This is a genomic window from Stenotrophomonas sp. STEN023, from assembly GCF_056760135.1.
Genome location: NZ_JBRREF010000003.1, coordinates 41996 through 66967, shown reverse-complemented (window position 1 = coordinate 66967; position 24972 = coordinate 41996). Strand labels below are relative to the sequence as shown.

Annotated in this window: 21 protein-coding genes; 6 read left to right on the top strand and 15 right to left on the bottom strand. The window is 62.1% G+C overall.

The window, feature by feature from the left end; all coding sequences use genetic code 11:
- Positions 1–286 precede the first annotated feature (286 nt).
- Positions 287–1663: a hypothetical protein gene (locus ACVOLV_RS01205; protein ID WP_481528079.1), complete on the top strand. Its 1377-nt coding sequence runs from the start codon at positions 287–289 to the stop codon at positions 1661–1663.
- 578 nt (positions 1664–2241) lie between these two features.
- Here ACVOLV_RS01205 and ACVOLV_RS01200 read toward each other — a convergent pair.
- Positions 2242–2682, bottom strand: coding sequence for a GNAT family N-acetyltransferase (locus ACVOLV_RS01200; protein ID WP_481552793.1), 441 nt, complete (start codon positions 2680–2682; stop codon positions 2242–2244).
- Positions 2683–2914: 232 nt separating this feature from the next.
- Here ACVOLV_RS01200 and ACVOLV_RS01195 point away from each other — a divergent pair, with 232 nt between their 5' ends.
- Positions 2915–3394, top strand: coding sequence for a hypothetical protein (locus ACVOLV_RS01195; RefSeq protein ID WP_481552792.1), 480 nt, complete (start codon positions 2915–2917; stop codon positions 3392–3394).
- A gap of 306 nt (positions 3395–3700) precedes the next feature.
- Here the strand turns inward: ACVOLV_RS01195 and ACVOLV_RS01190 are convergent, their stop codons facing one another.
- The 10 genes from ACVOLV_RS01190 to ACVOLV_RS01145 all read right to left on the bottom strand — a co-directional run bounded on the left by ACVOLV_RS01190 (position 3701) and on the right by ACVOLV_RS01145 (position 14721).
- Positions 3701–5674 (bottom strand): autotransporter domain-containing protein, encoded by a 1974-nt coding sequence (locus tag ACVOLV_RS01190; protein ID WP_481552791.1) that lies wholly within the window; start codon positions 5672–5674, stop codon positions 3701–3703.
- A 987-nt stretch (positions 5675–6661) separates the two neighbouring features.
- On the bottom strand, positions 6662–7195 hold the full coding sequence (locus tag ACVOLV_RS01185) for a lipocalin family protein (protein ID WP_481552790.1): 534 nt from the start codon (positions 7193–7195) through the stop codon (positions 6662–6664).
- Positions 7196–7209: 14 nt separating this feature from the next.
- Positions 7210–8286, bottom strand: a complete 1077-nt coding sequence (locus ACVOLV_RS01180) for an SAM-dependent methyltransferase (RefSeq protein WP_481552789.1) — start codon at positions 8284–8286, stop codon at positions 7210–7212.
- Positions 8283–9068: a DUF1295 domain-containing protein gene (locus ACVOLV_RS01175; protein WP_481552788.1), complete on the bottom strand. Its 786-nt coding sequence runs from the start codon at positions 9066–9068 to the stop codon at positions 8283–8285. Before ACVOLV_RS01175 ends, ACVOLV_RS01180 begins: the two co-directional genes overlap by 4 nt.
- Positions 9065–9613, bottom strand: a complete 549-nt coding sequence (locus ACVOLV_RS01170) for a DUF2878 domain-containing protein (protein ID WP_481552787.1) — start codon at positions 9611–9613, stop codon at positions 9065–9067. Before ACVOLV_RS01170 ends, ACVOLV_RS01175 begins: the two co-directional genes overlap by 4 nt.
- A gap of 1 nt (position 9614) precedes the next feature.
- Positions 9615–10874, bottom strand: coding sequence for a class I SAM-dependent methyltransferase (locus tag ACVOLV_RS01165; RefSeq protein ID WP_481552786.1), 1260 nt, complete (start codon positions 10872–10874; stop codon positions 9615–9617).
- Positions 10871–11638, bottom strand: coding sequence for a DUF1365 domain-containing protein (locus tag ACVOLV_RS01160; RefSeq protein ID WP_481552785.1), 768 nt, complete (start codon positions 11636–11638; stop codon positions 10871–10873). Before ACVOLV_RS01160 ends, ACVOLV_RS01165 begins: the two co-directional genes overlap by 4 nt.
- On the bottom strand, positions 11635–12912 hold the full coding sequence (locus ACVOLV_RS01155) for an NAD(P)/FAD-dependent oxidoreductase (RefSeq protein WP_481552784.1): 1278 nt from the start codon (positions 12910–12912) through the stop codon (positions 11635–11637). The genes ACVOLV_RS01160 and ACVOLV_RS01155 overlap by 4 nt, the downstream gene beginning before the upstream one ends.
- A gap of 1 nt (position 12913) precedes the next feature.
- Complete coding sequence (locus ACVOLV_RS01150) at positions 12914–13870, bottom strand: acyl-CoA desaturase (protein ID WP_481552783.1); 957 nt, start codon at positions 13868–13870, stop codon at positions 12914–12916.
- Between the two features lie 83 nt (positions 13871–13953).
- Positions 13954–14721: a hypothetical protein gene (locus ACVOLV_RS01145; RefSeq protein ID WP_481552782.1), complete on the bottom strand. Its 768-nt coding sequence runs from the start codon at positions 14719–14721 to the stop codon at positions 13954–13956.
- 130 nt (positions 14722–14851) lie between these two features.
- On the opposite strand from ACVOLV_RS01145, the gene ACVOLV_RS01140 reads away from it, so the two are divergent.
- The 3 genes from ACVOLV_RS01140 to ACVOLV_RS01130 are packed head-to-tail and all read left to right on the top strand — an operon-like array spanning position 14852 to position 16855.
- Positions 14852–15475 (top strand): sigma-70 family RNA polymerase sigma factor, encoded by a 624-nt coding sequence (locus ACVOLV_RS01140; protein WP_481552795.1) that lies wholly within the window; start codon positions 14852–14854, stop codon positions 15473–15475.
- Complete coding sequence (locus ACVOLV_RS01135) at positions 15472–16152, top strand: ChrR family anti-sigma-E factor (protein ID WP_481552781.1); 681 nt, start codon at positions 15472–15474, stop codon at positions 16150–16152. Before ACVOLV_RS01140 ends, ACVOLV_RS01135 begins: the two co-directional genes overlap by 4 nt.
- 19 nt (positions 16153–16171) lie before the next feature.
- The gene (locus ACVOLV_RS01130) at positions 16172–16855 is read left to right on the top strand and encodes a Rossmann-fold NAD(P)-binding domain-containing protein (protein WP_481552780.1); all 684 of its coding nucleotides are present in this window, start codon (positions 16172–16174) and stop codon (positions 16853–16855) included.
- Between the two features lie 45 nt (positions 16856–16900).
- Here ACVOLV_RS01130 and ACVOLV_RS01125 read toward each other — a convergent pair whose 3' ends face one another.
- From ACVOLV_RS01125 to ACVOLV_RS01115, 3 genes are all read right to left on the bottom strand, one after another.
- The gene (locus ACVOLV_RS01125) at positions 16901–17386 is read right to left on the bottom strand and encodes a TspO/MBR family protein (RefSeq protein ID WP_481552779.1); all 486 of its coding nucleotides are present in this window, start codon (positions 17384–17386) and stop codon (positions 16901–16903) included.
- Between the two features lie 188 nt (positions 17387–17574).
- On the bottom strand, positions 17575–18174 hold the full coding sequence (locus tag ACVOLV_RS01120) for a TetR/AcrR family transcriptional regulator (RefSeq protein ID WP_481552778.1): 600 nt from the start codon (positions 18172–18174) through the stop codon (positions 17575–17577).
- Between the two features lie 23 nt (positions 18175–18197).
- The gene (locus ACVOLV_RS01115; RefSeq protein WP_481552777.1) at positions 18198–19421 is read right to left on the bottom strand and encodes a multidrug effflux MFS transporter; all 1224 of its coding nucleotides are present in this window, start codon (positions 19419–19421) and stop codon (positions 18198–18200) included.
- Between the two features lie 348 nt (positions 19422–19769).
- Between ACVOLV_RS01115 and ACVOLV_RS01110 the strand changes: the two genes are divergently transcribed.
- Complete coding sequence (locus ACVOLV_RS01110; protein WP_481552776.1) at positions 19770–22871, top strand: TonB-dependent receptor; 3102 nt, start codon at positions 19770–19772, stop codon at positions 22869–22871.
- Positions 22872–23193: 322 nt separating this feature from the next.
- Here the strand turns inward: ACVOLV_RS01110 and ACVOLV_RS01105 are convergent, their stop codons facing one another.
- Positions 23194–24729 carry a TerC family protein gene (locus tag ACVOLV_RS01105; protein WP_481552775.1) on the bottom strand — a complete coding sequence of 512 codons (1536 nt, stop codon included), beginning with the start codon at positions 24727–24729 and terminating at the stop codon, positions 23194–23196.
- Between the last annotated feature and the right edge of the window lie 243 nt (positions 24730–24972).

Here is a 24972-nt window from a genome sequence, read left to right as displayed (position 1 = left end):
TGCCAAAGCGCTAACCGGGAGTTTGTGTATCCTGACGTTGTGGACAAATGCACCGGTCAGCAGCTCGCATGGGACTGACAGCGAGGTCGTTCTCTTTCATCTTTCCTGCCCCCAGATTTCAGACTCATCGCTACGCTGGGCACAGCCGCCGGAGCTGGTAAGTGTTTGCGAAGACAACTAGGAATTCGCGCCATGGCTCCAGATTCAGCTGCTGAGGTATGCTAAGCGTCGGAACAAATTCCTATTCGACAAGTTCGGTCTGCATAAGCACTAACAGCACAACACGATGGCTCATCTTACAGATCAAGAGGAATTGCTCGCGACGATTCCTGGTAGCGAAATTCGAGACTACATGCGCGAAGCCATGAATTGCTATATGGCAGGTGCCTACAGAGGTACCGTGGTGCTGAGCTACATTGCCTTGTTCGACGACCTCCTTTTCAAGCTGGGCGAACTGGCAAACGTGAACTCGGCAGCAAAGGCTATCTATACCGAGGCGTTGAAGAAGAAGGGCGACCAAGACGTCTATGAGAGCTATCTAATTGATCAGCTGACGTCAAAGAGCCTTATCACAGGGCTCGACGGATCGTTTCTGAACACATTGCGAACGCTACGCAATAAGTCGGCACATCCGTCCGGACATAAGCCATCGGCGGAGGAGGCGCGTTTCATCTTTTACGAGACCGTCAGTCGCTTTCTTGCTAAATCGCTGCTTTCTACGACGCACCTTGTCGATCAGCTGATCGATAGGCTGAAGAACAGCAACTTTTTCCCAAGCAAGGCGGTCACAGAAATTGCTTCTGTGGTCTCTGATGAGACGACTAGCCTTCACGATGAAGCGATTCCGCAGCTTATAGCGAAGCTTTGCGTAGCGGTCAAATCTGCTGACACGACAATAAAGACCAATGCAAGCTACTTTCTGATCGGTCTTGCCAAACTAGACAAACCGCACATCACAACGGCGCTCCAGTCGAAGCTGATTGCGACGAAGGCTGATGACAATGCTTTTGCTGGTCTGATCACCCAGACGATATCGGCCAATGGAAAGCTTGCGGCGGGATTGAATTCAACCACCTTGATTCGAGTCCGAGCTGTCATCGCGCAGAAAATCGAAGAGACTACTGGCGCGGTTTCAGAGTCAAAGCTTATTCATCCGACTTCAGCATTGAGTTCCATCGCTGCCGCCCTTCCAATTGCTGACTTGTTGCCCACGTATCAGCCAGAGTTCGAGGCCCTATTCGAAAAACGGGCGCATTCAACGTTTGTAGTCAAGCTGGTCAAAGACAATCCGGAATTGCTGCAACTCTACTTTCCACATGCAATAGCCAGGGCGGGCTCTTCAACGTTCGACATCTCCAGGTCATTTGCGAGCGCGATTGAATCCTTGGACGTCCCGCTCGGTGAGCTTCTGACCGACATGCAGGCGTTCCAGATCATAGTGGCCGTGGTCCGTGCTGCCGACAACGGCACTTGGGCAGCCACTGGCGTCGCGAACTCCAAGTTCTCCGACGCGCCCATGCTGCGCTCGAAGGCCCTGAAATACGTCTGCGCATCGAAGAGTGAAGCTGAGACCTATGCAAAAAATGAGCTCTACAAGTCGATTGGCGCTGAGCAGTTTGTCGCCGACTACTTGAGTCCAGATGATTCTGGGTCGTCGTCCTAGGAGACTGGAGTCGGTCGATAACCGCCAGCCGCCCAGTCGCCACCTAAGTCTGCATTCAGTCTGGAACTGCCGGTCGCGGCCACACCTTGGACGACAGCTCGTGGCCGGTAAGCGCCAGTCCGATGGAGCCGGGACAGGCGCACTTGGCTTCTTTGATGGAGGGCGACAAATCTTTGTGAAGAAAGGATTCGAGTGACACAAAGGTCTGCGCGCGCTCCCGTCCCAGTTCGGGGGGAGAAGGGAGCCGAAAGCCTGAGCCTTTCTCACCTTTTTAAAAATGCGTTCCCAAGCGGATCAGCCGTACCTCCGTCCGACTGAGTCCAAGAACATCCGATTAAAGAGGGGGTATAAGCGGGGGTATTTTTTTACTCAATTTCAATATTTAATCAGTAAAAACATATGGTTGTATCGACTATTTGGATCAGATAAACGCACCATCGTCTGATCTTGGTGCGTCCTGGCAAGTGCCGAATTCATGCCAAACCCGCAGAAATGCGGGCTTTCTCGTGCGTACAAGCGGGGGCATCTCGTCAGCGCCGCTGCGCCAAACTTCGGCTTCTCAACCCAGGCGTCGGTGACTACTTCCTGTGCTTTTCAAACCGGACGTCGCCTTCCGGCAGGTCCGCCACGGGTTGCCAGCCGAGTGCTCTGTAGAAGCCGCTGGCACGACTGGCTTCTGCTGTCTCCAGCCAGATCGTCTGGTGGTGCTGGAACAGGAACTCCTCTGCCTTGTCCATCAGGCTACGGCCCAGTCCCAGTCCTTCGAACTCCGGCAGGACGAAGGCGGCAAACACGCATGCGTCCCCGACATCCGCCATCGAGAAGCCAACCGGTACGCCATCTGCTTCGGCGACCCAGGCGCATGGAGCCTCCACGATCGCCTGTTGTATCGCTTCGTGGGTAATCCCCATTCCAGCAAGTTGCTCAAGGGACAGGTGATTCTCTTGAACGCTGGTACGGATGTGGAAAATGGCGTCGATGTCGGCGGGGGTGGCCAGCCTGATTGTTCTTCCCTTCACGAAATGCTCCTTCAACTTCGGCGGACATGATGCAACGCTTCGTGTATGTCTGGCCAACCACTCGCATCCCGGTCCGTATCGCAAGAGCGGAACGATCCAAGGCACGCCGCATGCTGGCTGGCCTGCAGACAGTCGCGTTATACCTTCGCCGGGCTTGATGGCGGTACGTGGCAAACTTGGCACCGGTGGTCACGAGCGCACTTGTTGCGCGCTTACTTGGGGAGGCGTGGCGTTGAAAGACTTGTCCGTCGAGGAGCAGATCGCCAGGTTTCGGCCTGGGCTGGCGAATGGAGTCATTGCTCGTTTCCACTACTGGTTGTTGGCCATCGCCGTGCTATGTGCGATCGCCTCGCTGCTGCTCCGGCATCCACTGCCGCTGCTGTTCACCGTCTTCTTGTGCGTCGTCGCGCTGTCTGATCGCGGCGCGGGTCGCAATATTGCCGCCGCGGTCACTGCCTATGATATGGGCACGCCGACGCAATGCGAGGTGGTCATTGAGCTGCGGGAATGGAGCGACGTGGTGACCTGCCACGCCAGGATCGTGCAGGGCGAATCGGTTGCCTGGACCTTTGCGTTCGTTCCGCAGGGCTGGCGTCCGCTTGCAGGCCGGTATGCCGGTAGGGTTTGGAGCAAGGGCAGCAGTGGTGCGCCGCTGCTCGCGACCATTGACGGCGGTGTGCTTATCCCGCGACGCGGACCGGTTCGTCGATGAGTTCGCCTAAACATCTGCAGGGCGGAGAACTGGATTCTCCGTAGTAACGACAAAGCCGTCGCCGTTTGCAGAATCGCCTCGCTGGTAGCTCCTGCGCACTTCATCGTAGCGATAGTGGAACTAGCGGCAACTTGGCTACGTTGCGGGTCTCCAGTTCGTTGGCGGCGTCCCAAATGTCGGGTCGAGCGGTGCAACGCATCGATCGATCTGGTGTCGCGACGTGACGCGGTGAAAGCCTTCAATGGAAAACGGCCGGGGGTGCCGGCCGTTCCAAATGCTCAAAGCGTGGAGCTGGTCTGATCAGAATCAGCGTGCGGACGAATCGCCGTAACGCACCTGCAAGCCAATGCTGTTGTTCCTTAGCTGGTTGCCTCCCTGCTCATGCCCAAGCAGCAAAGAGAACAACCAAGCCCTGCTCAGCTGAAGATCCAGTCCGCCCCTGACTGACAGCACGTTTTCGCTGTAGCCGGGCATTGAGAGTAGATAGTCACCAACGGTGGGACGCTGCACGTAGTTCATCGTCACATCAACGCGTTGCACGTCATTCTGGCGGTACTCGAAACTCCAGAACGGACGCCAGCGAGCCTTGGGGCCTTGAAGCAGGTGGCTTCCCTCGACGCCCAGTGCCAATGCATTGTTCCGGACGTTCTGGCGGCCGTAGGAGAGTGCGTACAGTGCCATGCCGTGCTCGCGATACCCATCCAATTGCGCACGCTGGCCATCGTAGCGCCCATAACCCGTCAAGGTCATGCTGTCGCCGAATTGCTTCTCATAGCCGAAGGTCAATGAGCCGAACCATTGGCTACCCTGGCGGCTGGCGTGCATTACGTCATCTGCAGGCGAACTCCAGCGTGCGATATCGAAGTCCAGTTTACCGCTCGCCAACAAGGCGTCGACGAACACATGCTCACCGGCACGCCACAAACCGTAGAGTGCAAGTGAGCGCTGGTCAGCGTCACTGTGCGATGACGCGTCATCAAGCTCGGTGTCCTGGCGACCCAGGCTGCCGACCATGCCAAGCAAAACTCGTTCACCGATAGCGCGGTCGGCACCGATACTCAATCCGCCGGTATCGAAGTCGAAGCCACCGCGATTGCGGCCTGCTTTACCGAACGTTGCAGTTCCCGCGGCCCATATGCCCCATCCCTCGGGCATGCGCGGCAACGTCTTTGCCATGCCATCGCTGGCCTGGCTCAATGGCACCGCAAGGCCGGGCATTCCGTCGTTGCCTGCATAAGCCAGGGCAACGTTGAAGCTGACCGGGTTGCTACCGCTGCGCAACTGGCGCAGTCGATCGCGGATGTTGCTGCTCTGTACCTGCGCAAAGCGCATGCTGGCGTCACTTTGCGCCTGGATGGACGTCACAACCGATGCTTCGGTTGTTGGATCCGGACGCGGGGCGACGGTCAACTGAATGGTCTGCCGTGCTGTGGTGTAGTTGCCGGCAGCAGCCTGTACTGCGGTGATGTTGGCACGGCCCTCACCAACCACTGTGACCGAACGCCCTTTGACTGTAGCTACAGCTGGGTTGTTGCTGACGAAGGTGAACTCACCAAGACTGTTGCTTTGCGGCAATGGCAGCTCGAAATCGTCCTCACCCAGAATGCGTTGAAGTCCGCCTCCAACATCCCAGCTGATGCTTGGGTTGCCCGGAAGCACCTGCATGACCTGCTGAACGTTGCCTTCAAAGCCATAGGCATCCTTGATCACTACGCTAAGGGTGTACGTGCCGACAGCAGTTGGCGTACCAGAGAAGAGGCCGGCACTGTCCATGGCGATGCCCGGGGGCAAGCCGCCTTGCGACAGGCGGTATTGGTACGGTGCACTTCCCCCTTCAATTTGCAGGCCGCCCGCGTATGCAGCTCCATAGGTGGGGTTGCGGAGAGGTGACGCCGCTCGGAAAGTTGGGGCAATCATCGAGTACCAGATGGAAGCCGGTTGCGAAGTACCACCAGGGCCGGTGGCGGTGTAGTAGTAGACGTCAGTCCCCAAATAACCGGGGGCTGGGGTGTAGATCATTTCAAGCCCTCTTACCACGACAACACCATGGTTTGGCTGCGTCGTGATCTGCAGGCTTGTGACTTCACCGCTATATACATTCGCAGGAGACGCGCTGGGCACATTGCTGGATTCGCGTGTCCAACCAATTGTGCCCACAGATGGCGGCGGCTCTACCGGCACCGGGACCGCCATGACGCCTGTTGATGGTAGCCAAAGCAGTGCAACCGACAGAACGCCTATCATCAAGCGTGGCAAGCAAGAAATCGTCGGGTGTTTCATTGAGTTTCCTAATACGCAATCTTCGCGCGAACTGGTCGATGGGGCAGGTTGTCCCTAGGACAGGAGCGGTCCATGGAAACTTTGACTGCATGGAGCGAGAGCACGGGTAAGCGAGGAATATGTGAATCGCATCCGGTTATCGGCCCTTCGCTGAAAATCTGAAAGCGGATCAGCAGATGACGTCGAACTCAGATACCTCAAAAGGACCGACCTCCTGCGCTCGGGTCTGGGTGCGCTTTTGTAGGTATTGAAATCAGCACTTTCGCGAGTGTTGCCTGCATTTCAGGGTGAACCTGGCGGTCCTTTTGGCTGCGGTTCGCCATCTACATCCGCAGTCGTCGCGGCATCAAAGAGCTGGGTCGCGCAAACAGGCTAAGCATCCGTATTGCGCGCAAGGCTTGATCGTAAGAGTGGTTTGATCGTAAGAGCGGGCCGAGTGGCAACGGGCGTGTCACTCCGCCCGAAGCAGGCTTTCGATTCGCCCCGTACATCGCGTCGGGATTTGAGGCTGCTCAGACCGGATTTGCATCTGATGACGCTCCTCATGGAACGCCTCTCAGCTATCAGGAATCCATCCTCTGATGGTCCGCGTTAGCGAGCGAGCCCGTGCAGCTGCAGTTGGTTTGGAGTTGCTGGTCGCAGCCTTGTCCAGCCCACAACTGCATATCTTCGCTACAACCTGGCGCAGCGCGATGGCGATGCAGTTGCCCGGCACGCGTGCCGGGCTGTCGTGGCACATCTGGTGCAGCGGGAAGTATGCCGGGGCGTACGGCAAGCCCGGTCTCGACGGCTGCCTTTCTACAGATGATTGCTGTGACTGCTTCAGATGAATGAACATCGAATGATGGAAATGCTCGGCGCGAACAGGATCTGCGAGCGGCAGTTCCGATTGTGCCGGTTCGAGAGAAGCCGGAATGGATTGACGCAGCCAAGGCAGCGGTAGCGATTGCGCCGTAGACGGCCGTCACGATGCGCGCTATCCGTGCATCACCGCTGCGACTGCGGCACCCGCCGCAACTTGCTTACGTCATAACCCATGGACTTGATGCGCTCCACCGCACGTTGGTAATCCGCCGCCGAGACCTGCGGGGTGCGCGCCATGTACCAGACGTAATCGCGTTTGCTGCGGGCGACGATGGTCTGGCCGTAGTCCTCGTCCAGCCAGGCGATGATGTATTCGGCCTGGATCGGCCAGATGAACTGCATGCCCCAGACCGCACCGTTGCCTTCGGCTTCGACCTTGCCGATCGGGTGCATGGTTTTCAGTGGCGCCTGGAAGCTCCCCTTGCGGTAGGTGAAGGTGGTCTGGATGCGGCCGTCAGGGCGAGGTGCGTAGCTTTCCACCGCATCGTAGGCCTCGCGCTCCGGCCGCGACGGGATATGCGCGATCACATACCAGTCGCCCATGAAGCGGGGCACATCCACCGATGCCGGGCGCGGGATAGGGCGGGTGTCCAGGTTGCTGCACCCTGCGCTGAACAAGGCGATGGACAGCAGCGACAGCAGCGGCAGGGTTCGCATGCGCGTGGCCTTCTTCAGCGGGGACGGAACAGGTAATGCGCCACCAGCCATTGCTGGCCATCGTCGTAACCGAACAGCTCCGCGCAGGCCATCCAGAACATCCGCCAGCGCTGCCACCAGATGCGCGCAGCAGCGTCGCTGCCATAGGTTTGCACCAACAGCGGCATGATCTGTTCGCGTGCGGCGTCCTGGCGCTGCAGCCAATGGTTGGCGGTGCGCTGGTAATGGCGTCCGTCCAGCAGCCAACGCTGCTGCAGCTGCAGGTCGCGCTGGAAATGCAGCAGGGTGTCGGCTGCAGGCATCAGGCCGCCGGTGAAGAAATGGCGGCCCATCCAGTTGTCTTCGCCGATCGTTTCAAACGGGTACATATGCGTGCGATGGGCGAATATGTGCACGAACAGGGCGCCGTCAGGCTTCAGCCATTGCGAGATATTGCCAAGCAGTCGCTCGTAGTTGCGGATGTGCTCGAACATCTCCACTGATACGCAGCGGTCGAAGGCAGCCGAAGGGAGTTGCAGCTGGTTGACGTCGATGGTCTGCACGTTGACGTTGCCAAGACCGCGCGCGGCACACTCGGCCTGGATGTACTCGCGCTGGCTGCGTGAGTTGGAGATCGCAGTGATGCGCGCATCGGGGTAGCGCGCCGCCATCCACAAGGTCAGCGAGCCCCAGCCACAGCCCAGCTCGAGGATATCCTGCCCATTGGCGAGCCCTGCGCGTTGCCCATACAGCTCCAGCATTGCGTCTTCCGCCTGATCCAACGTCTCGCTGCCGGTGCGGTAATAGCAGCTGCTGTACTTCAAGCGATGACCAAGACAGGCCTGGAAGAACGCAGCAGGCACTTCATAGTGCTGGCGGTTCGCAGCATCCACATGCAACGCCAGCGGACTGTTGGCCAGTTCGGCGATGCGTCTACCGAAGCGATCGGACTGCGCTTCCATGCCTTCTTCTGATTCTTCCTCCAGGCGCTGTGCGCATAAGCGGCGGATGCCCCAGCGCAGGGCTGCGTCCGGCAGCCAGCCGCGCTCGGCCCAGCCGGTCAGGCCGGCTTCGGCATCGGCAACAGGATCCAGCGGCGTGACAGCGCTCATGGCGAATGCTCCTTGGCGGGGCGGGGGAACCAGGGGAAGAACATCGATGTGCTGCGCTGGTAGGCGCGGTAGTCTTCGCCGCGGCTGCGCAGCGCTTGTTGCTCGGTGAACGGCACGCCACTCAGGTAACGCAGGAACAGGTACATCAGCACCGGTCCGGCCCAGGCCAGCCACCACAGTGGTGAGCCAACGGCGAGCAGTACATAGGTGAACCAGTGCAGCCATTCAAAGAAGTAATTGGGGTGGCGCGAATAGCGCCATAGACCTTGTCGGCAGGTATGGCCCTTGTTGGCCGGGTTGGCGCGGAAACGTGCAAGCTGGCGGTCGGCCATCGATTCGCCGATCACGCTCAATAGCCACACTGCGATTGCAGCGATCACCCAAGCATGGCCATCGGCGCGCGGATTGCTGGACACCGCGACGAATGGCAGTGCGAACAGCACCACCAGCAGTGCCTGCGCCATGAAGAAGCCGAAGATCTTGCCTTGATGACTGTGCCAGTGTTCGCGCAGGTACTTGTAGCGGCCATCTTCGGCCTCGTGCCTGACCCGCTGCCATAGATGCAGTGCAAGCCGGCTTGCCCAGAACGCAGCCAACACCGCGAGACTGATACGTGGCAAGAACGCGCCGGCACCAAGCCATGCAAGCAGCAGGGCGGCAGCAGCAAGTCCCTTGGCCCAGAGCACATCGACAATGCCGATATTGCGATGGCGGCGCTGCCACGCCCAACCAGCCGTCATCACCACGACGGCGTATAGCAGCACCCACAGTAGATTGCTCATGGCGATGCACCTGCAAGCGTCTTCTGCTCAGCGCTGCATGACCAACGCCGTGCACATAGGCTCAGCAGCGTCAGTGCCACGGCCCAGCCAACACCGAGCATCAAGACGCCCTGCCACGCTGGTGCGGCGAAATGCACTGCATCGAAACCCCGCGCGGCGGAAAGGTAGGCCAGCGGCGCCAGCAACAGCCCGAACGTCACCGGTAACAGCCAATGTCGCTGCAGGAAAGCCATCGACGAGGTCAAGGTCATTGCGAATGCCGCCCATAGCGCCATGATCCACGGTGGCGGGGCCCAGCCGAAGGGCGCAGCGGCGTAGCCGACACGTCCGCTGGCCGCGGCCACCGCGTCCACCAACCAGGCGCAGGCCAGCGCGAGCAGCAACAGGCGCAGCTCGACCCGTGGTTGGGCGGCGCTGGCAAGCTGAGTGGCGATGTAGAGCGCCGAAGCGAGCAACGCCGGCCATTGCCAGCCGCGACCAGCGCCGGCCACCGCGCACAGCCAGACCAGCTGGTTGCCGAGCAGATTGAGCAGCGGCCGGCGCATCTCAGCTGATCCGTCCGGCGTTGCCGGTTGGGCGGTAGCCGGGCCGCGCCAGTAATAGATGCGACACGCCAATCGAGCGTTCAAGGAAGCCGCCTTCGCAGTACGCAAGGTAGAACTCCCACAGTCTGCAGAAGCGCGCATCGAAGCCTTGCGCATGTACGGCCGGCAGCTGCGCCATGAAGCGCTGCCGCCACGCGCGCAGCGTCAACGCATACGAGTAGCCGAAGTCCTGCTGGGCCACCAACTGCAGGTCGCTGGCGCGTGTCTTGGCCGCCAGGATGGCGTTGAGCGACGGGATGAAACTGCCGGGAAACACGAAGCGCTTGATGTAGTCCACACTGCGCCGGGCCTGCTCGTAGCGGTGATCCTCGATGGTGATGGCCTGCAGCAGCGCCACACCCTCTGGCTTGAGCAGGCGCTGCAAGGTGGCCATGTAGGTGTCCAGGTATTCGGCGCCGATGGCTTCGATCATCTCGATCGAGACCAACTTGTCGAACTGGCCTTCGAGATCACGGTAGTCCTGCGTCAGCAGGGTGATCCGGTCCTGCAGCCCGGCTTCGGCTACACGCTGCGAGGCCAGTGCATGTTGCTCTGCCGAGATCGTGGTGGTGGTGACATGACAGCCGTAGTTGCGCGCTGCGTGCAGGGCGAAGCCGCCCCAGCCGGTGCCGATCTCGATCACGCGGTCGCCGGACTGCAGCTGTAGTTGCTCGCAGATTCGGTCCAGCTTGCGCTGTGAGGCAGCTTCAAGCGAAGTGCTTTCATCAGTGAACAAAGCCGACGAATACATCAGGTCCGGCGACAGGAACAGCGAGAAGAAGTCGTTGCCAAGGTCATAGTGCGCGGCGATGTTGCGGCGGCTGCCTTCGCGGCTGTTGCGGCGCAGCCGGTTCCAGCCGCGCAGCAGCCAACCGCCGATGCGCGCCGGGCCACGCTCCATGCCGTCGAGCAGATCGCGGTTGCGTACCAGGATGCGCACCAGCGCAACCAGCTCGCTGCAGCGCCAATCGCCGTTGATATAGCTCTCGCCCGCGCCAACGCTGCCCTGCGCGGCAACTTTGCGATAGAAGGCCGGGTCATCGATGGTCACCGTGGCCTGCAGTTCTGCGGCTGCATCGCCTAGTACCACCTCACCCAAGGCATCGCGAACGCGCAGGCAACCCGCCCGCAAGGGTGCCAACTCGGCAAGCAGCCGGCGTCGCAGCAGGGTATCCAGCGCGCCCGGTTGTGGCAGGCTTACCGAAGAGCTCATCTGGTTCATCGGGATTTCTCGGCAAGGGATGGATGGTCGTGGACTGGATTGCGCTTGAGCCACAGGCGCAGCGCCTGCCAATGGATGGCAGCGACCACCTGCAGCGTCATCAACGGGTAGCAGGCCAGCACTCTCGCCAGCCCGGGGCCATCCAGCGGATGGCGCTGCATGGACTGGGTGGCGTCGAACTGACGCTCACCGTTGCGCCACACCTGCATATGCACGCGCAGATCGTCGCCGGGGGCGGTGAAGCGCCAGTCGTAACGGCAATCCATCGGCATGAAGGGCGATACGTGGAAGCACTTTTCGAATTGCCAGTGCAGCGCACGGCCCTTTGTGCCTGCCGTTGCGACAGGCAGGACATAGGCGTGATGCTCTTTCCAAGGCGTATTGGTGATGTCGGCGACGATGCAGTCCAGGCTGACGCCATCGGCCCGGTAGCAGTAGTAGAAGCTGACCGGATTGAATACATGGCCGGCCACGCGCAAGTGCGTGAGCAGGCGCACCGGCCCTTGCGGGCGATGGCCCAGCACCCGCGCGGCATGGTCCTTCACCGCATCCGCCAGCGGTTGGGCTGGATCGCCGAAGTAGTCGCTGCGGCGGAACTGGGCGAGGTTGCGACGGTTCAGCGACCATAGCCAGCGACCTGCAAACACCTGATCCAGCTCGTCCAGGTCCAGCAGCAACTGGGCGATGGGATAACGGAATGCATGTGGATGCGGCAGGTGCCGGCGATGCACGACGTGGCCGAGGTAGATCGCACTATTGCTCATGCGGTCGCCTCCGGCTGTGTCAGCCAGAATGCGTTCGGCCTGCGCTTGGCCAGCGCATCCACCACGCGGCGGGCACTGCGGATGCCATCTTCGTGGAAGCCCCAGCCCCAGTAGGCACCGGCGAACCAGGTGTGGCGCTGGCCCTGGATATCGGCCCAGCGCTGTTGTGCGGCGACGGCGGCATGGTCATGCACCGGGTGTGCATAGCGCATGCGTCGCAGCACCTTGCCTGGATCGATTTGTGCGGTGTTGTTGAGCGTCACCACCAGCGGCGTCTCACCAGCAAGCCCCTGCAGCAGGTTCATGCAGTAGCTGACCGTGCAAGGCGCATCGGCAGCCTGCGGCACATGCGCGTTCCACGCCGCCCACGCCTTGCGGTTGCGTGGCAGCACGGAGGCATCGGTATGCAGTACCACTTCATTGTGCTGGTAGCTGATGGCGCCCAGTACCTGCTGTTCAAACGGATCCGCATCGTCGAGCAGGCGCAAGGCCTGGTCGCTGTGGCAGGCCAGGATCACTTCGTCGAAGCCTTCGACACCTGCGGTGCTGTAGACCCGCGCGCCGTCGGGCTCGCGCTCTACCTTCCAGACCGCGCATTCAAGCCGCTCGCGCACCCGCCAGCGCGCACGCATGGCGTCGATGTAGCGTGCCGAGCCACCTTTGACTACACGCCATTGCGGACGCCCGCTGATCTGCAGCATCTGGTGGTTGGCCATGAACTGGACCAGGTAGCGCGCCGGGAAATCCCGCACGGTCGCGGTCGGCGACGACCAGAGTGCCGACGCCATCGGCAGCAGGTGTTCCTCGACGAAGGCCTCACCGTAGCGCTCGCTGTGCAGGTAGTCGCCCAGCGTTGGGCCGTCGCCGCCATCCAGCAGTACCGGTGCCTCACGGTAGAAGCGACGCAGGTCGCGCAGCATGCCCCAGAAGCGTGGCGAAACCAGATTGCGGCGCTGGCAGAACAGACCATCGAGGGAGGTTGCGTTGTACTCCACGCCGCTGCGCTCGCTGCGCATGGAGAAGCTCATCGTGGTGGGCTGCGACTCGACTTCAAGCTCGTCGAACAGCGCGTTCAGCAGCGGGTAGTGCTGCGGATTGAAGACGATGAAGCCGGTGTCCACTGCCATCTGCGTACCGCCTACCTGCAGCGCATGGGTGTGGGTGTGGCCGCCGAGGTAGTCGTTGGCCTCGAACAGGGTGACTTCGTGCTCGCCATCCAGCCACCAGGCGCTGGCAAGCCCGGAAATTCCCGAACCGATGACGGCGATGCGCATGTCAGTTCCTCGCCTTGGCCAGCACCCAGGCCGGGATCGGCTTGAGCTCCTTGACCAGGCCCAGCAGCGCCATCATGCGCAGGCCATACCAGGTCAGGTCGATCTCCCACCAGCGGAACCCTTGCCGCACGGTGCCGGGGAAGAAGTGGTGGTTGTTGTGCCAACCTTCGCCAAAGGTGATCAGCGCCAACCAGAGGTTGTTGCGGCTGTCGTCGCGGGTATCGAAACGGCGGCGACCGAAGCGGTGCGCCAGTGAATTGATAGTGACGGTGGCGTGGAACAGGACCACGGTGGAGACGAAGAATCCCCAGACCAGCAATTGCATGCCCGAGGTCTGCAGGCCCGGTACCCAGCGTTCGAGTGCAGCGCCCAGCGCATACAGGAATGCGGCCAGCAGCAGTGGCACGACGGTGTCGAAACGGTCCAGCCAGCGTAGCTCCGGAAAACGCGCAAGGTCCGGGATGCGCTGCATGTCGGTGGCGAAGGCGCCGCGGGTCAGGAACCAGCCCATGTGGCTGCGCCAGAATCCACTGGTCTGCGGCGAGTGCGGATCCTGGGGCTGATCGGCATGGCGATGGTGGTGGCGATGGTGCGCGGCCCACCACAGCGGCCCGCGTTGCACGCTGGCTGCGCCTATCACCGCGAACACGAACTGCACCGGACGGGATGCCTGGAAGGTGCGATGGGAGAAGTAGCGGTGGTAGAACCCGGTGATCGCGAACATCCGGATTGCGTACAGGGCAAGCGCGACGGCAACCGCCGTCCATGACACGCCCACCCAGATCACCCCCAGGCAGCCAATGTGCAGCAGCGCAAAGGGCAGGGCCCGCATCCAGTCGATATGCTCAGCCTGCTGCCCGTTGCCTGCGTCGTCGGCAGCGCTGGCGGTATCGAACCAGCGGCGTACGGTGCGCAGCAGGCCAGGACGGCGGCGGGGGAGGGACGCGGCGGAGGACATGTGAGCGTTCTCGACGGGTTTGCTTGCTTCCTCTACGCAGCGCGGCGGCGATTGGATGCAGTGGCCTGGTGATTCGAGGTCAGTCATCCCGGGCCAGCCCCGCACCGTGGCACCAGCGCTTGTTGCAGCTCGGCCTGCCATTGCGATGCCGTGCCTTCCACCGCCGGCTGCGCGAAGCGCACCGTTACCTGTGGGTAGTCACCGCGGGCATCGCGCAGATTGCTGGTGCCACGGAACTCCAGCAGGCGCCGGTCAGCGTCGGCGTAAACCAGCGACAGGCGCGGTGCGATCGCCCCGTACCAGGCATCCAGCCGCACCTCGATGGACTGGGCGGGCATTCCCTGCCAGCGCACGGCGCCGCTACGCCGCACCTGTACCGGGTAAAAGCGTTGCCGAGCCGGCACCAGGAACTGCAGGGTCAGCCGCTCGCCCTGCATCAGCTGCTGCCAGTGGCTGCGCACTGCGGCGTCGAAACCCGCATCGATCACGGCATCGGACGGGAGTGGCAATCGCTGGGTCAGCGTTCGCGCGTGCGCGTCCTCTTTCCAGTTCAGCTGCACGCTGCTGGCCGTTACCTCGATGTTTGCCGCCTGGCCGCTACGGCGGTCTTGCAAACGATAGCCGGGTGCCTGAACCGGGCCGTTGACCCGCATCTGCTTGCGCGCGAAGGGTTCGCCGGCGGGGCACAGGTAGTGCACCCAGCGCTCGCTTGCGTCGCCTGCGCCGCGCTGCCAATGCACTTCCCGGTAGGCGACCGCGCCGGCGGTGGTGGTGGCAATACCTTCGCTGCGCAGCAGCGGCGCGGCCGATGCCGCCAAGGGCAGGGATAACAGCAGGCAGGCCATGCGCATGGCGGTATCCGCGGTGGAATGCAGTGCCTACGGGCGGGACTGGCAACTGGATGCAGCCAGCCCGGTGCATCCAAACGCCCCTCCTGCGCGTAGCAAGGACACCACATTCACTCCAGCGCCGCCCACGCAGATGTACCCTGATCCCGGCAAATCTCCTTCCCCATTCGACACCGCGCGGATCGTGTCCAGTTCACAGCAGCTGAGCAAAGAGCCAATGAACTGGACCGTCGACATGGACGGTGTGGCGCGGCTGCGTGACCGCGACTGCTTCATGCGCATCTACGACCATTTCATGCCGCGGCTATGCGTCTACCTGCGGGGCCTGGGCGATCCCGAAGCCGTGGCCGAGGAGCTGGCGCAGGAATGCCTGCTGCGGCTATGGCTGCGCGCGGCTGACTACGACCCTGCACAGGGCGCGCTCAGCACCTGGCTCTATCGCATCGCGCGCAACCTGCACATCGACCGCGTGCGCCACGAGCGCAGCTGGACGCTGGTGCAGGCGGCGGTGGAAAACGCTGCTGCCAGCGACGTGCTCGAGCGCAGCAGTGCCGAGCAGTTCGCCGACCATGCGCGGCTGCGGCAACGCATCAACGAGCTCTCTGCCGTGCAGGCGCGGCTGGTGCGGATGTCCTACTTCGAGGCGAAGAGCCACGGCGAGATCGCGCAGGTCTTGGGAATGCCCTTGGGAACGGTGAAGTCACATCTGCGTCGCGCCTTCCTGCTGTTGCAGTCCAAGGTCGGGGGGGCGTCATGAACCCGCACCATCACCTGCACGAATCAACCTTGATGAGCTATGCCGCCGGTGCCCTGCAGGCGCCGCTGAGCATCGTTGCCGGCGCCCATCTCGAGCAGTGCCCGCACTGCCGCAAGCGTCTGCGCGATGCCGAAGCAGTCGGCTCGGCACTGCTGGAACAAACCCAGCCAGTGCTTGCGGAAACAAGGCGCGAAACACTGCGCGCCGCCATGCTGGCGCAACTGATGGAGCCCGGCCCGGCTGCGATGCCGGAGCAGAAGCCAGAGCGCCCCTTGCCACCGGAGCGGCCACAGGCCGACCCGGAGTATCTGCCAGCATCACTGCATCCTTACTTCGGCGATTCGCTGGGCAGCCTGCGCTGGCGGTGGATGGCGCCGGGTGTGCATTGCATCCGCGCGAAGCAGATGCCGTCACTGATCATGCTGAAGATTGCACCGGGCAAGTGCCTGCCGATGCACAGCCATGGCCGCAGTGAGCTGACCCAGATCCTGCGCGGCTCCTACAACGATGCCTTGGGCCTGTTCGCCCCCGGCGACGTGGCGGACCTGGATGGCGACGTCGAGCACCAGCCGGTCACTGCCCCCGGTGTGCCATGCATCTGCGTGTCGGCGCTGGATGCACCGCTGGTGTTCAGCGGTTGGCTGGCGCGCAAAGTGCAGCGCTTCGTCAAACTCTAGTTCGCACGGGACGCAGCCGATGAACGATGCCGGACGCCTGAAGATCGTGTTGACCGGCGCCAGCGGGCTGGTCGGTCAAGGCGTGGCGTTGGCCTGTGCAGGTTCCGCGCACGTCAAGCGCACGGTCGCGCTGGTGCGGCGTGCGGGTGGGTTGGTGACGGCGACCGAGGAATTGGTGCTGGAGGATTTCCAGCAGGCGCATCGTCGGCGTGCCGACCTTGTCGGCTTCGACGCCTGCTTCTACTGCGCCGGTGCGCCACCGATTGGCACCGCCGAGGACGAGTACCGTCGGGTCACGCTGGACACCACGCTGGCGATCGCGCGGACCTGGTTCGCAGCCAATCCGCAGGGCATGTTCCTGTATGTATCCGGCGCCCACGCCAACCCTGAAAGCCACATCATGCCGCTGCGGATCAAGGGCGAGACCGAACAGGCATTGGCCCAGCTGCCAGGACGTACGGTGATGCTGCGGCCGGGCGGTGTGCGCCCGGTTGCCGGCACCGGCACCCGCCATGGCCTGCTGAAGCCGCTGTATGTGCTGGGCGGGCCACTGATGCAGCTGGCAGGCGCGGCGCTGCCGTCGATGGTCACCAGCAACCTCAGCCTCGGCCGCGCGATGATCGCGCTGGCGCGTATGCGCGATCCACCGGCTGTGGTCGAGTGCGCACAGATCAACCAGCTTGGGGATGCCGACGCGGCGTGAAGCCCGCAAACACAACGCCGTGCAAACGGTGGATTCTCCGTCTGCTTACAGCAACCCAGGGTTCGCCTGCCAGACAGCATAATTGAGCACGCTGGCAAAGCTTACCCACGCCAGGTAGGGCAGCAGCAGGCAGGCCGACAGCTTGTGGATGCGCCAGAAAGCAATCAGCGTGGCGACGATCATCACGAGTAACAGCAGGATGTCGGCGAAGGCCAGCGCGCCTTGCTTCCAGCCGAAGAACAGCCAGCTCCACAAGGTGTTGAGGCCGAGCTGCAGCAGGTAGAGCGTCAAGGCCGGTGCTGCCGCACGCCAGCCGCGTTCGCGCCACACGAGAAAGGCCGCCAGCGCCATCAGTGCATACAGCGCAGTCCACACCGGACCGAACAGGCCTGCCGGCGGCGCCCACGTGGGCAGCACAAGGCTGGCGTAGAAGCTGGCGGCGGAGATGGAGGCACGTGCACCCAGCGCAGCAGCCAGGAAGGTGATCAGGAACCAGCCGGAGAACCCGAGGAGCTGTCTGCGCATCTGCATGTCTGTTATGTCCTCTACGGCGTGATCAGATGGCACTGTTACGAAGCAGGGGGGGATTTGGATGCATGCTGTATCGCCGTCTTTAGCGAACTGAGACGCGAGGGGTCTTTTTGTTCGCTACCTTCCGGTTGCGTCCATTGCGATCACTCTGCATGCGCGAAGGATGCATCGAGACAGCACCCACGTTGTCATGCAGCTGCGGAAGTCCGCAGCTGCAGGGAGTCGAGCAGAACCTGCCACAGTGCATCGCGGCGGGTGGTCATGGTTTCGCGCCCGGCATAGACAAGCTCAACGAACAGACTCTCGACGATGCCGACGAACGCTATTCCGTAGCGCGCGCGTTGTTCCTGTGAGATCGCTTCAGGCACTGATAGCTGCAGCTGCTGCAGGAAGCCATCGCGGAGCAGTTCAAGGAAGCCTTCATAGGCGTGACCGATGACCTCCTTGTGCTGCACTGGTGGCAGGAACACCGTGCGCAGCAGGTAGCGCAGGTGTACGGAAGCGTCATAGCGGTCGGCGATCGACTGCACATAGCGGGCACCAGGACCCTCGGCAGTGGCTGGCCCAGACAGGGCATCGTTGGCGAATGCACTTTCCACGTCGACGGCATCTACCAGTACCTGCAGGTAGAGCGCGTCCTTGCCTGCAAAGTGCGAGTACAACGAGGCCTTCTTGATACCGATCATCGAAGCGATTTCGTTGAGCGATGCACCGTCATAGCCAGTGATGGCAAAGTGCGCCAGTGCGGCTTCGCATACGCGCTCGACTGCGGGAGATCGGGTTGTCATTGTCTGGATCCTGTTGGAGGCCGTCAGTGTTGCAGATCAACGCGTGTTCCACTGCGCGAGATCATCCTTGCGCTGGCTGATGTCAGCGCCACGGTGAGCATGCCTGCAAGTGTCAGGAAGCCCAACCAGTGCGTCGGGCTGCTCTGCGCGACCTTGGCCGCCAGCGGCGTTGCCACGGCGCCGAGCATCAACGGCGCGGCGCCAAGCACCGCCGCGCTCGCACCCAAGGCGGTACTGCGACTGGCCAGGGCAATCGACATCAACGTGGCTTCGGATATGCCGAGTCCGCCAAGCGCGAGGAACATGCCTATGACAATTCCCACCAGCCCGACCCCGCTGAGGGTGGAGAGCAGGCCGATGCCTGCGCCGACCAGCATCATCAATACGCCGGCCATCGCCAGCGCTTCGATGCGGAAGCGGGTGACCAGCTTGGCGCTGCTCATTGCACCCATCAGCACAGCCAGGCCGGTAGCGCCGAACACCAGCCCGAAGCCCCGCGCGGACATGCCGTAGACCGTCTGGTAGGTGTAGGAGGCGGCGCCGATATAGGCGAACAGGAAGAAGAACACCGATGCCAGCGCCAGCGCAGGCAGCAGGAAACGCGGCGAGCTGACGATGCTGGCGTAGGTATGCAGCACGGTTGCCGGTTCGAGCACCGCACGGTCTTCGGGCTTCAGTGTCTCGCTGAAATTGAGCAGGGTATTGCCCAGTACGACTGCACCGATGGCGGCGAGCGCCAGGAACACCGCACGCCAACCGAAGGCCTCGCCAATCAATCCACCTGCGGCGGGGGCAAGCACGGGGCCAAGACCCTGGATGGTCATCAACAGCGCGAACAACTGGGCAGCGGCCACGCCTTCAGCCACATCACGCACGCTGCTCATTGCGGTGACCAGCGCGAGCGATGCGGCCAGCCCTTGGATGAAGCGGGCAATGATCAGGCTTTCAACCGAGTTCGTCGCAGCCGCCCAGAGCGATGTGGCCACAAACACGGCGATGGCCAGCAGCAGTGGGCGGCGCCGGCCCAGTGCGTCGATCACCGGGCCGAACAGCAGTTGCCCGGCACCCATGGCAAGCAGGAATACGGTCAGTGAGAGTTGCACCGTCGCGAACGGAGCTTGCAGTTCGCTCGCCATTACCGGCATCGATGGCAGGTACATGTCGATGGATGCCGGCCCCAGCAGGGTGATCAGACCCAAGGTGAGCGCGATGCGTGGCGGCGTGTTGGAGAGGGGATTAGTGGGCATTGCGGGCTCTTCGGTGTGTTCGCTGGCAGAGAGGCCTGACCGCGATTTCATTACCTACCGGTAGGTAGGTTAGAAGGCGAGGCTAAAGGTCACCGGGAATCCTGTCAACGCGTGGGTCTGTCCGAGAGCGTTCAGCGCTGTTCCGCGCCGTGGCGGCCTGTTGATTGGCTGGTGCTGGCTTGATCTCCAACCGCGAATGGCTCGGCGAGGCCCGCTGCAGGGCGATATCCGAGCTCATGTGAAAAATTCATTACACATTCCTTGTGCGGCGCAGCATTTACTTGATATTCAGTAAATGGGGCTCGTTTAGCTCCCGTTTATTTTATCTGAAACTAATTGGGGGAATAGATGATCAAGCAATCAAAACATCTGCGCCGGGCCGGGTTGACCGTCGCGCTGGGGCTCTGCCTTGCAAGTGCCGCGCAGGCGCAGTCGGTGACAGGCAGCATCTTTGGCCAAGCGCCTGCCGGGGAAGGCACGAGCGTGGTGATCCGCAACCTGGGCACCGGTGCCACGCGTACCTTCCAGGTGGATGCGGCCGGCAGGTACCGCGCCACCGATCTGACCAACGGCCGCTACAGCGTCGAGCTGCAGCGCAACGGGGCAATCCTGGGAACGCAGGACAACGTCGTCGTCAACATTTCCAGCGGCACCGAGGTTTCCTTTGCCGATGCAGGCGCGGGCAGTGGTGCCTTGAACCTGGATCGCGTTGAAGTACGTGCCTTCAGTGGTGCCTCGGTGGACGTGTCGCAGGTCGACACCCGCACCGTCTTCACCTACGAAGACCTGCAGAAGCTGCCGGTGGCTCGCGACGTCACTGCGGTCGCGTTGCTCGCACCGGGCGCGGTGGCCAGTACCAGCTACGGCGGCGTGGCCAGTTTCGGTGGTTCGGCCGCTTCGGAAAATGCGTACTACATCAATGGCTATGCGGTGACCAATCCGCTCAAGTCGATTGGCTTCTACACGCTGCCGTATGAAGCAATCGCGCAGCAGCAGGTGCTGACTGGCGGCTACGGTGCCGACTTCGGGCGCTCCACCGGCGGCGTGGTGAACATCGTGACCCAGCGCGGTACCAATGACTGGAAGGCCGGTGCCTATACGATCTGGACGCCTGAATCGCTGCGCGCTTCGCAACGCGACACCTTGTATCCGAATACCGGCCATTTCACCGCCGATGATCCGCGCGGCCCGGCCTACAGGACTGACGGCAAGCTGTACGTGTACCGCGACAAGAACAACTCCTGGCAGGAGACCACCGGCGCTTACGTAGGCGGCCCGTTGATCAAGGATCGCTTGTTCTTCTTCGGCAACGTCGAGCTGACCAAGTCCGACGGCAACAGCGTCCGTTATGCGACAAATGCCTCGGCGGCCAACCAGCGCAATGGCTGGAACGACTACACCTACGATTACCCGCGTTGGGCGGCGAAGGTCGATTGGAACATCACCGACAACCACGTGCTGGAACTGACCGGCGTGTCCGATGTCACCAAGTACGACGCGGACTACTACCAGTTCAACTACAGCGATTTCAGTCACGGCAACGTGCAGAACGGCGGCGTCGAGACCAAGGACGATGCCAAGCTCTACATCGCCAAGTACACCGGCTACCTGACCGAGAACCTCACGTTGTCGGCGCTCTACGGCCAGCAGAAGATCGAGCACAGCCAGAAGCTGTTCAACTACGACCCCAGCTGCCCCTATATCAGTGCCAGCGCCACGGCACAGGCGCCGGGCCTGACCTACGGCAGCTGCCAGAGCTCGACGGCGCTGGTTGCTGCCGATGGTGCGTTCGATGAAACCAAGGGCGGCCGCTTCGACCTGGCATGGCAGCTGGGCGACCACCAGATCCGCATCGGCTATGACCGCCAGGATGCGGAGTCGTTGACCGGCACCACCTATCCGGGCGGCTACGGCTGGATCTATGGACGCGCCAACAACCCCAGTACCGCGGTTGATCCCTCGCATGGCGTCGGTTCGCCGGCCAGTGCAGGTGGCCTGGGTGCGCAGGGCTATTACGTGTACCGCTACTACAGCACCCAGCTTGCCCGGCCGAAGACCGAGCAGGCAGCGCAGTACATCGAGGACCGCTGGCAGGTCACCGATGACGTGCTGCTGTCGCTGGGCCTGCGCAACGAGCAGTTCACCAACTTCACCGGCACCGGCGAGAAGTACATCAGCCAGCGTCATCAGTTGGCCCCGCGCCTCGGTGTTGCATGGGATGTCTTCGGCGACTCGTCGTTGAAGCTGTTCGCCAATGCCGGCCGTTACCATCTGGCCATTCCCAACAACGTTGCAGTGCGTGCGGCATCGGGTTCGCTGATCACCAGCGAGTACTTCACCTATACCGGCGTCGACCCGACCACCGGTGCGCCCACCGGCCTGAACGCCATCCCCGTGGATGCAAGCCTGGGCTATACCTGCTCCGGCAATGCAGTCTCTTCCAACAAGGAGTGCGGCGAAGCACCGAACCCGCGGACCTTGGCGGCGATCGACATCAAGTCGCATTACCAGGATGAGTACATCGTCGGCCTGGAGCAGCAGCTGACCCCGGACACCACCTGGGGTGCCAAGTTCACCTACCGTGAACTCAAGAGCGCGATCGACGACACCTGCACACCGGCACTGGGTGGCGCCTGCTTCCTGTTCAATCCGGGCGTGGGCAATACGTTCTGGGAAGAGCAGGCCGATGGCAGCTTCGAGAAGGTCCACTACTCGGCGGCTGACCTGAATCTGCCCAAGCTCAAGCGCAAGTACTATGCGCTTGACCTGTACGCGGAGAAGCGCACCGCCAAGTGGTACGGCAAGGTCGAGTACACCTTCTCGCGCAACTACGGCAACACCGAGGGCCAGCTGGCTTCGGACCTGGATACCGGTTCGGGCGGTCAGGAAGACGTCTCGGTCACCCAGGACTGGGATCTGCCGCAGCTGATGCAGGGTGCCAACGGCCTGTTGCCCAATCACCGTGCGCACGTGTTGAAGGCATTCGGCTATCTGCAGCTGACCCCGGAATGGCGTGCTGGTTCCACGTTGACGATCAGCTCCGGCCGTCCGCGTAACTGCACCAGCATGTACCCGACCCCGGATGCCGGCCTCTACAACGGCTCGTACTACTGGTACTGCGGCCTGCCGGGCACCGGCACCAGCCCGACCAGCGCCAACTATGTCCCGCCGTCGGCCGACTACGGTCCGTCGCCGCGTGGTTCGCACGGCACCACCCCGTGGGGCTTTGACCTGGGCTTGAACGTTGCTTACAGCCCGGTCTGGGCCAAGGGCCTGACCTTGCAGGCCGATGTCATCAACGTGTTGAACCGCCAGATTCCGGGCAGCTACTACAGCCGTTATGCGGCCAGCCCGTATCGCGGCGCGAACGACTACAACGCGCTGTATGGGCAGGAATTGAACTACACCCGCCCGCGTTACTTCCGCTTTAGCGCTCGCTACGACTTCTGACGAAACCGAAAACGGAAAAGATCAGAAGCGGTATCACCGGTGGGGTTGGCAGCAATGCCAACCCCGCCATCCACATCTCTCCGCCCGCGCCAGCGGGCTTTTTTTTCTCCAAGATCTTCCTGTTTGTTTTTGTGGGAGCGGCGTAAGCCGCGAAGCTGGCATTCCTGCAATCGCTCGGTAGCAGTGTCATCTGCTGATCTGTGAGCTTCGCGGCTTACGCCGCTCCTACAAAGGCCACCAGCGCCGCGAAAGCCATGAAAGAAAAATCCGATGCCAGGGGACTGGCATCGGATTCGGGTCACTCAGGTGAGAAGACGCCGGCCTATTCCCTGGCCAGTGCGGAAATCCGCGCCTTGCCGATACGCCGGCCTTCAAGGTCAATCACCTGCAGCCGCCAGCCGCCGGATTCAACGGTATCGCCGGCCACCGGCAGGCGCTCCAGCGCATGCAGGAACAAGCCGGACAGGCTGACATACATCGGGCTTCTTTCCAGCGTGATGCCGGTGATCCGCTCCACGTCCTCAATCGACATCGAGGCATCCACGATCCAGCTGCCGTCCACCTGCTCGGCACCGAAGTCGGCATCGCGGGTATCGACAAGGTCGCCTGCAATCGCGGCGAGCAGGTCGTTGGCGGTGACCAGACCCTGCACACTGCCGTACTCGTCGACCACCACTGCCAGCGGGATGGGGTGCTGCTTGATGCGCTCCAGTGCTCGCAGCGCGGTCGCGCCTTCGGGCAGCGTGAGTGGCTCGCGCAGGTAGTCCGCCAGCACCAGCGGCTTGCCGGCCAGCACGCCCGCCAGCAGGTCGCGGCTCTGCACCACGCCTTGCAGGTTATCCAGTTCGCCATCGGCCACCAGCAGGCGGGTATGCGGCGAGCTCATCAGCTGCGTGATGGCGTGCTCCTGTCCTTTGCCAAGGTCGATCCACTGGATGTCGGCGCGTACGGTCATGACGCTTGCAACGGAGCGGTCGGCCAGTGCGAGTACGCCGCGGATCATGTCGTGCTCGGACGCGGCAAGCCCAGATGGAAGTTGATCCTCCTGCTCCGACGTGTCGCCGGCAGCGGCCTGCGTCGGGCGCGAGCCCAGCAGCTTGAGCACCGCATTGGAGGTGCGTTGCCGGAAGGACAGGTTCTGCGCGTGCTTCTCGCGGTTGAACTGCGTCCACTGGTTGAAGCCCTCGATCAGCACCGAGAACGCAATCGCAGCGTACAGATAGCCCTTGGGAATCTTGAAGCCCAGGCCTTCGGCCACCAGGCTGAAGCCGATCATCAACAGGAAGCCAAGGCACAGGATCACCACCGTCGGATGACGGTTGACGAAGCTGGTGAGCGGCTTGCTGGCAAGCATCATCACTGCCATCGCAATGGTTACCGCGGCGAACATCACGCCGAGGTGGTCGACCATGCCGACCGCGGTGATCACCGAGTCCAGCGAGAACACCGCATCGAGGATGACGATCTGGGTTACCACCAGGCCGAAGCTTGCGTAGACCTTGTTGTCGCCGGCTTCGTGCGAGCGCCCTTCGAGCCGCTCATGCAGCTCCATCGTCGCCTTGAACAACAGGAACAGGCCGCCGATCAGCAGGATCAGGTCGCGGCCGGAGAAGGAATGGTCGAACACGGAGAACAGCGGCGTGGTAAGCCGCATGATCCAGGACAGCGTTGCCAGCAGGCCCAGTCGCATCACCAACGCCAGGCTCAAACCGATCAGGCGGGCCTTGTCACGTTGGTGTGGGGGAAGCTTGTCCGCAAGGATCGCGATGAAGACGAGGTTGTCGATGCCGAGGATGATTTCGAGAACGACAAGTGTAGAAAGACCCATCCAGATTGTTGGGTCGGATAACCATTCCATGCAGTGTTGGGGTAGCGGAGGAACCCCGATCATCGCATGCGCGAACGGCATGCCTGCCTTTTTTGGCGAAGTCGCTGTTCTTGTTCACTTTCTTGTTCATGGAATGGTTGCTGCACCCCGCCGATGCGGCCACGCGCACGGTGTTGGTGACGCGTGCGGACTGACCGGGATGTCACCGCAGGGACACCTCCCTTTTGACATGCAATCACAGGCTTCCTGCCGGCGGGAATGCATGCATCGCGG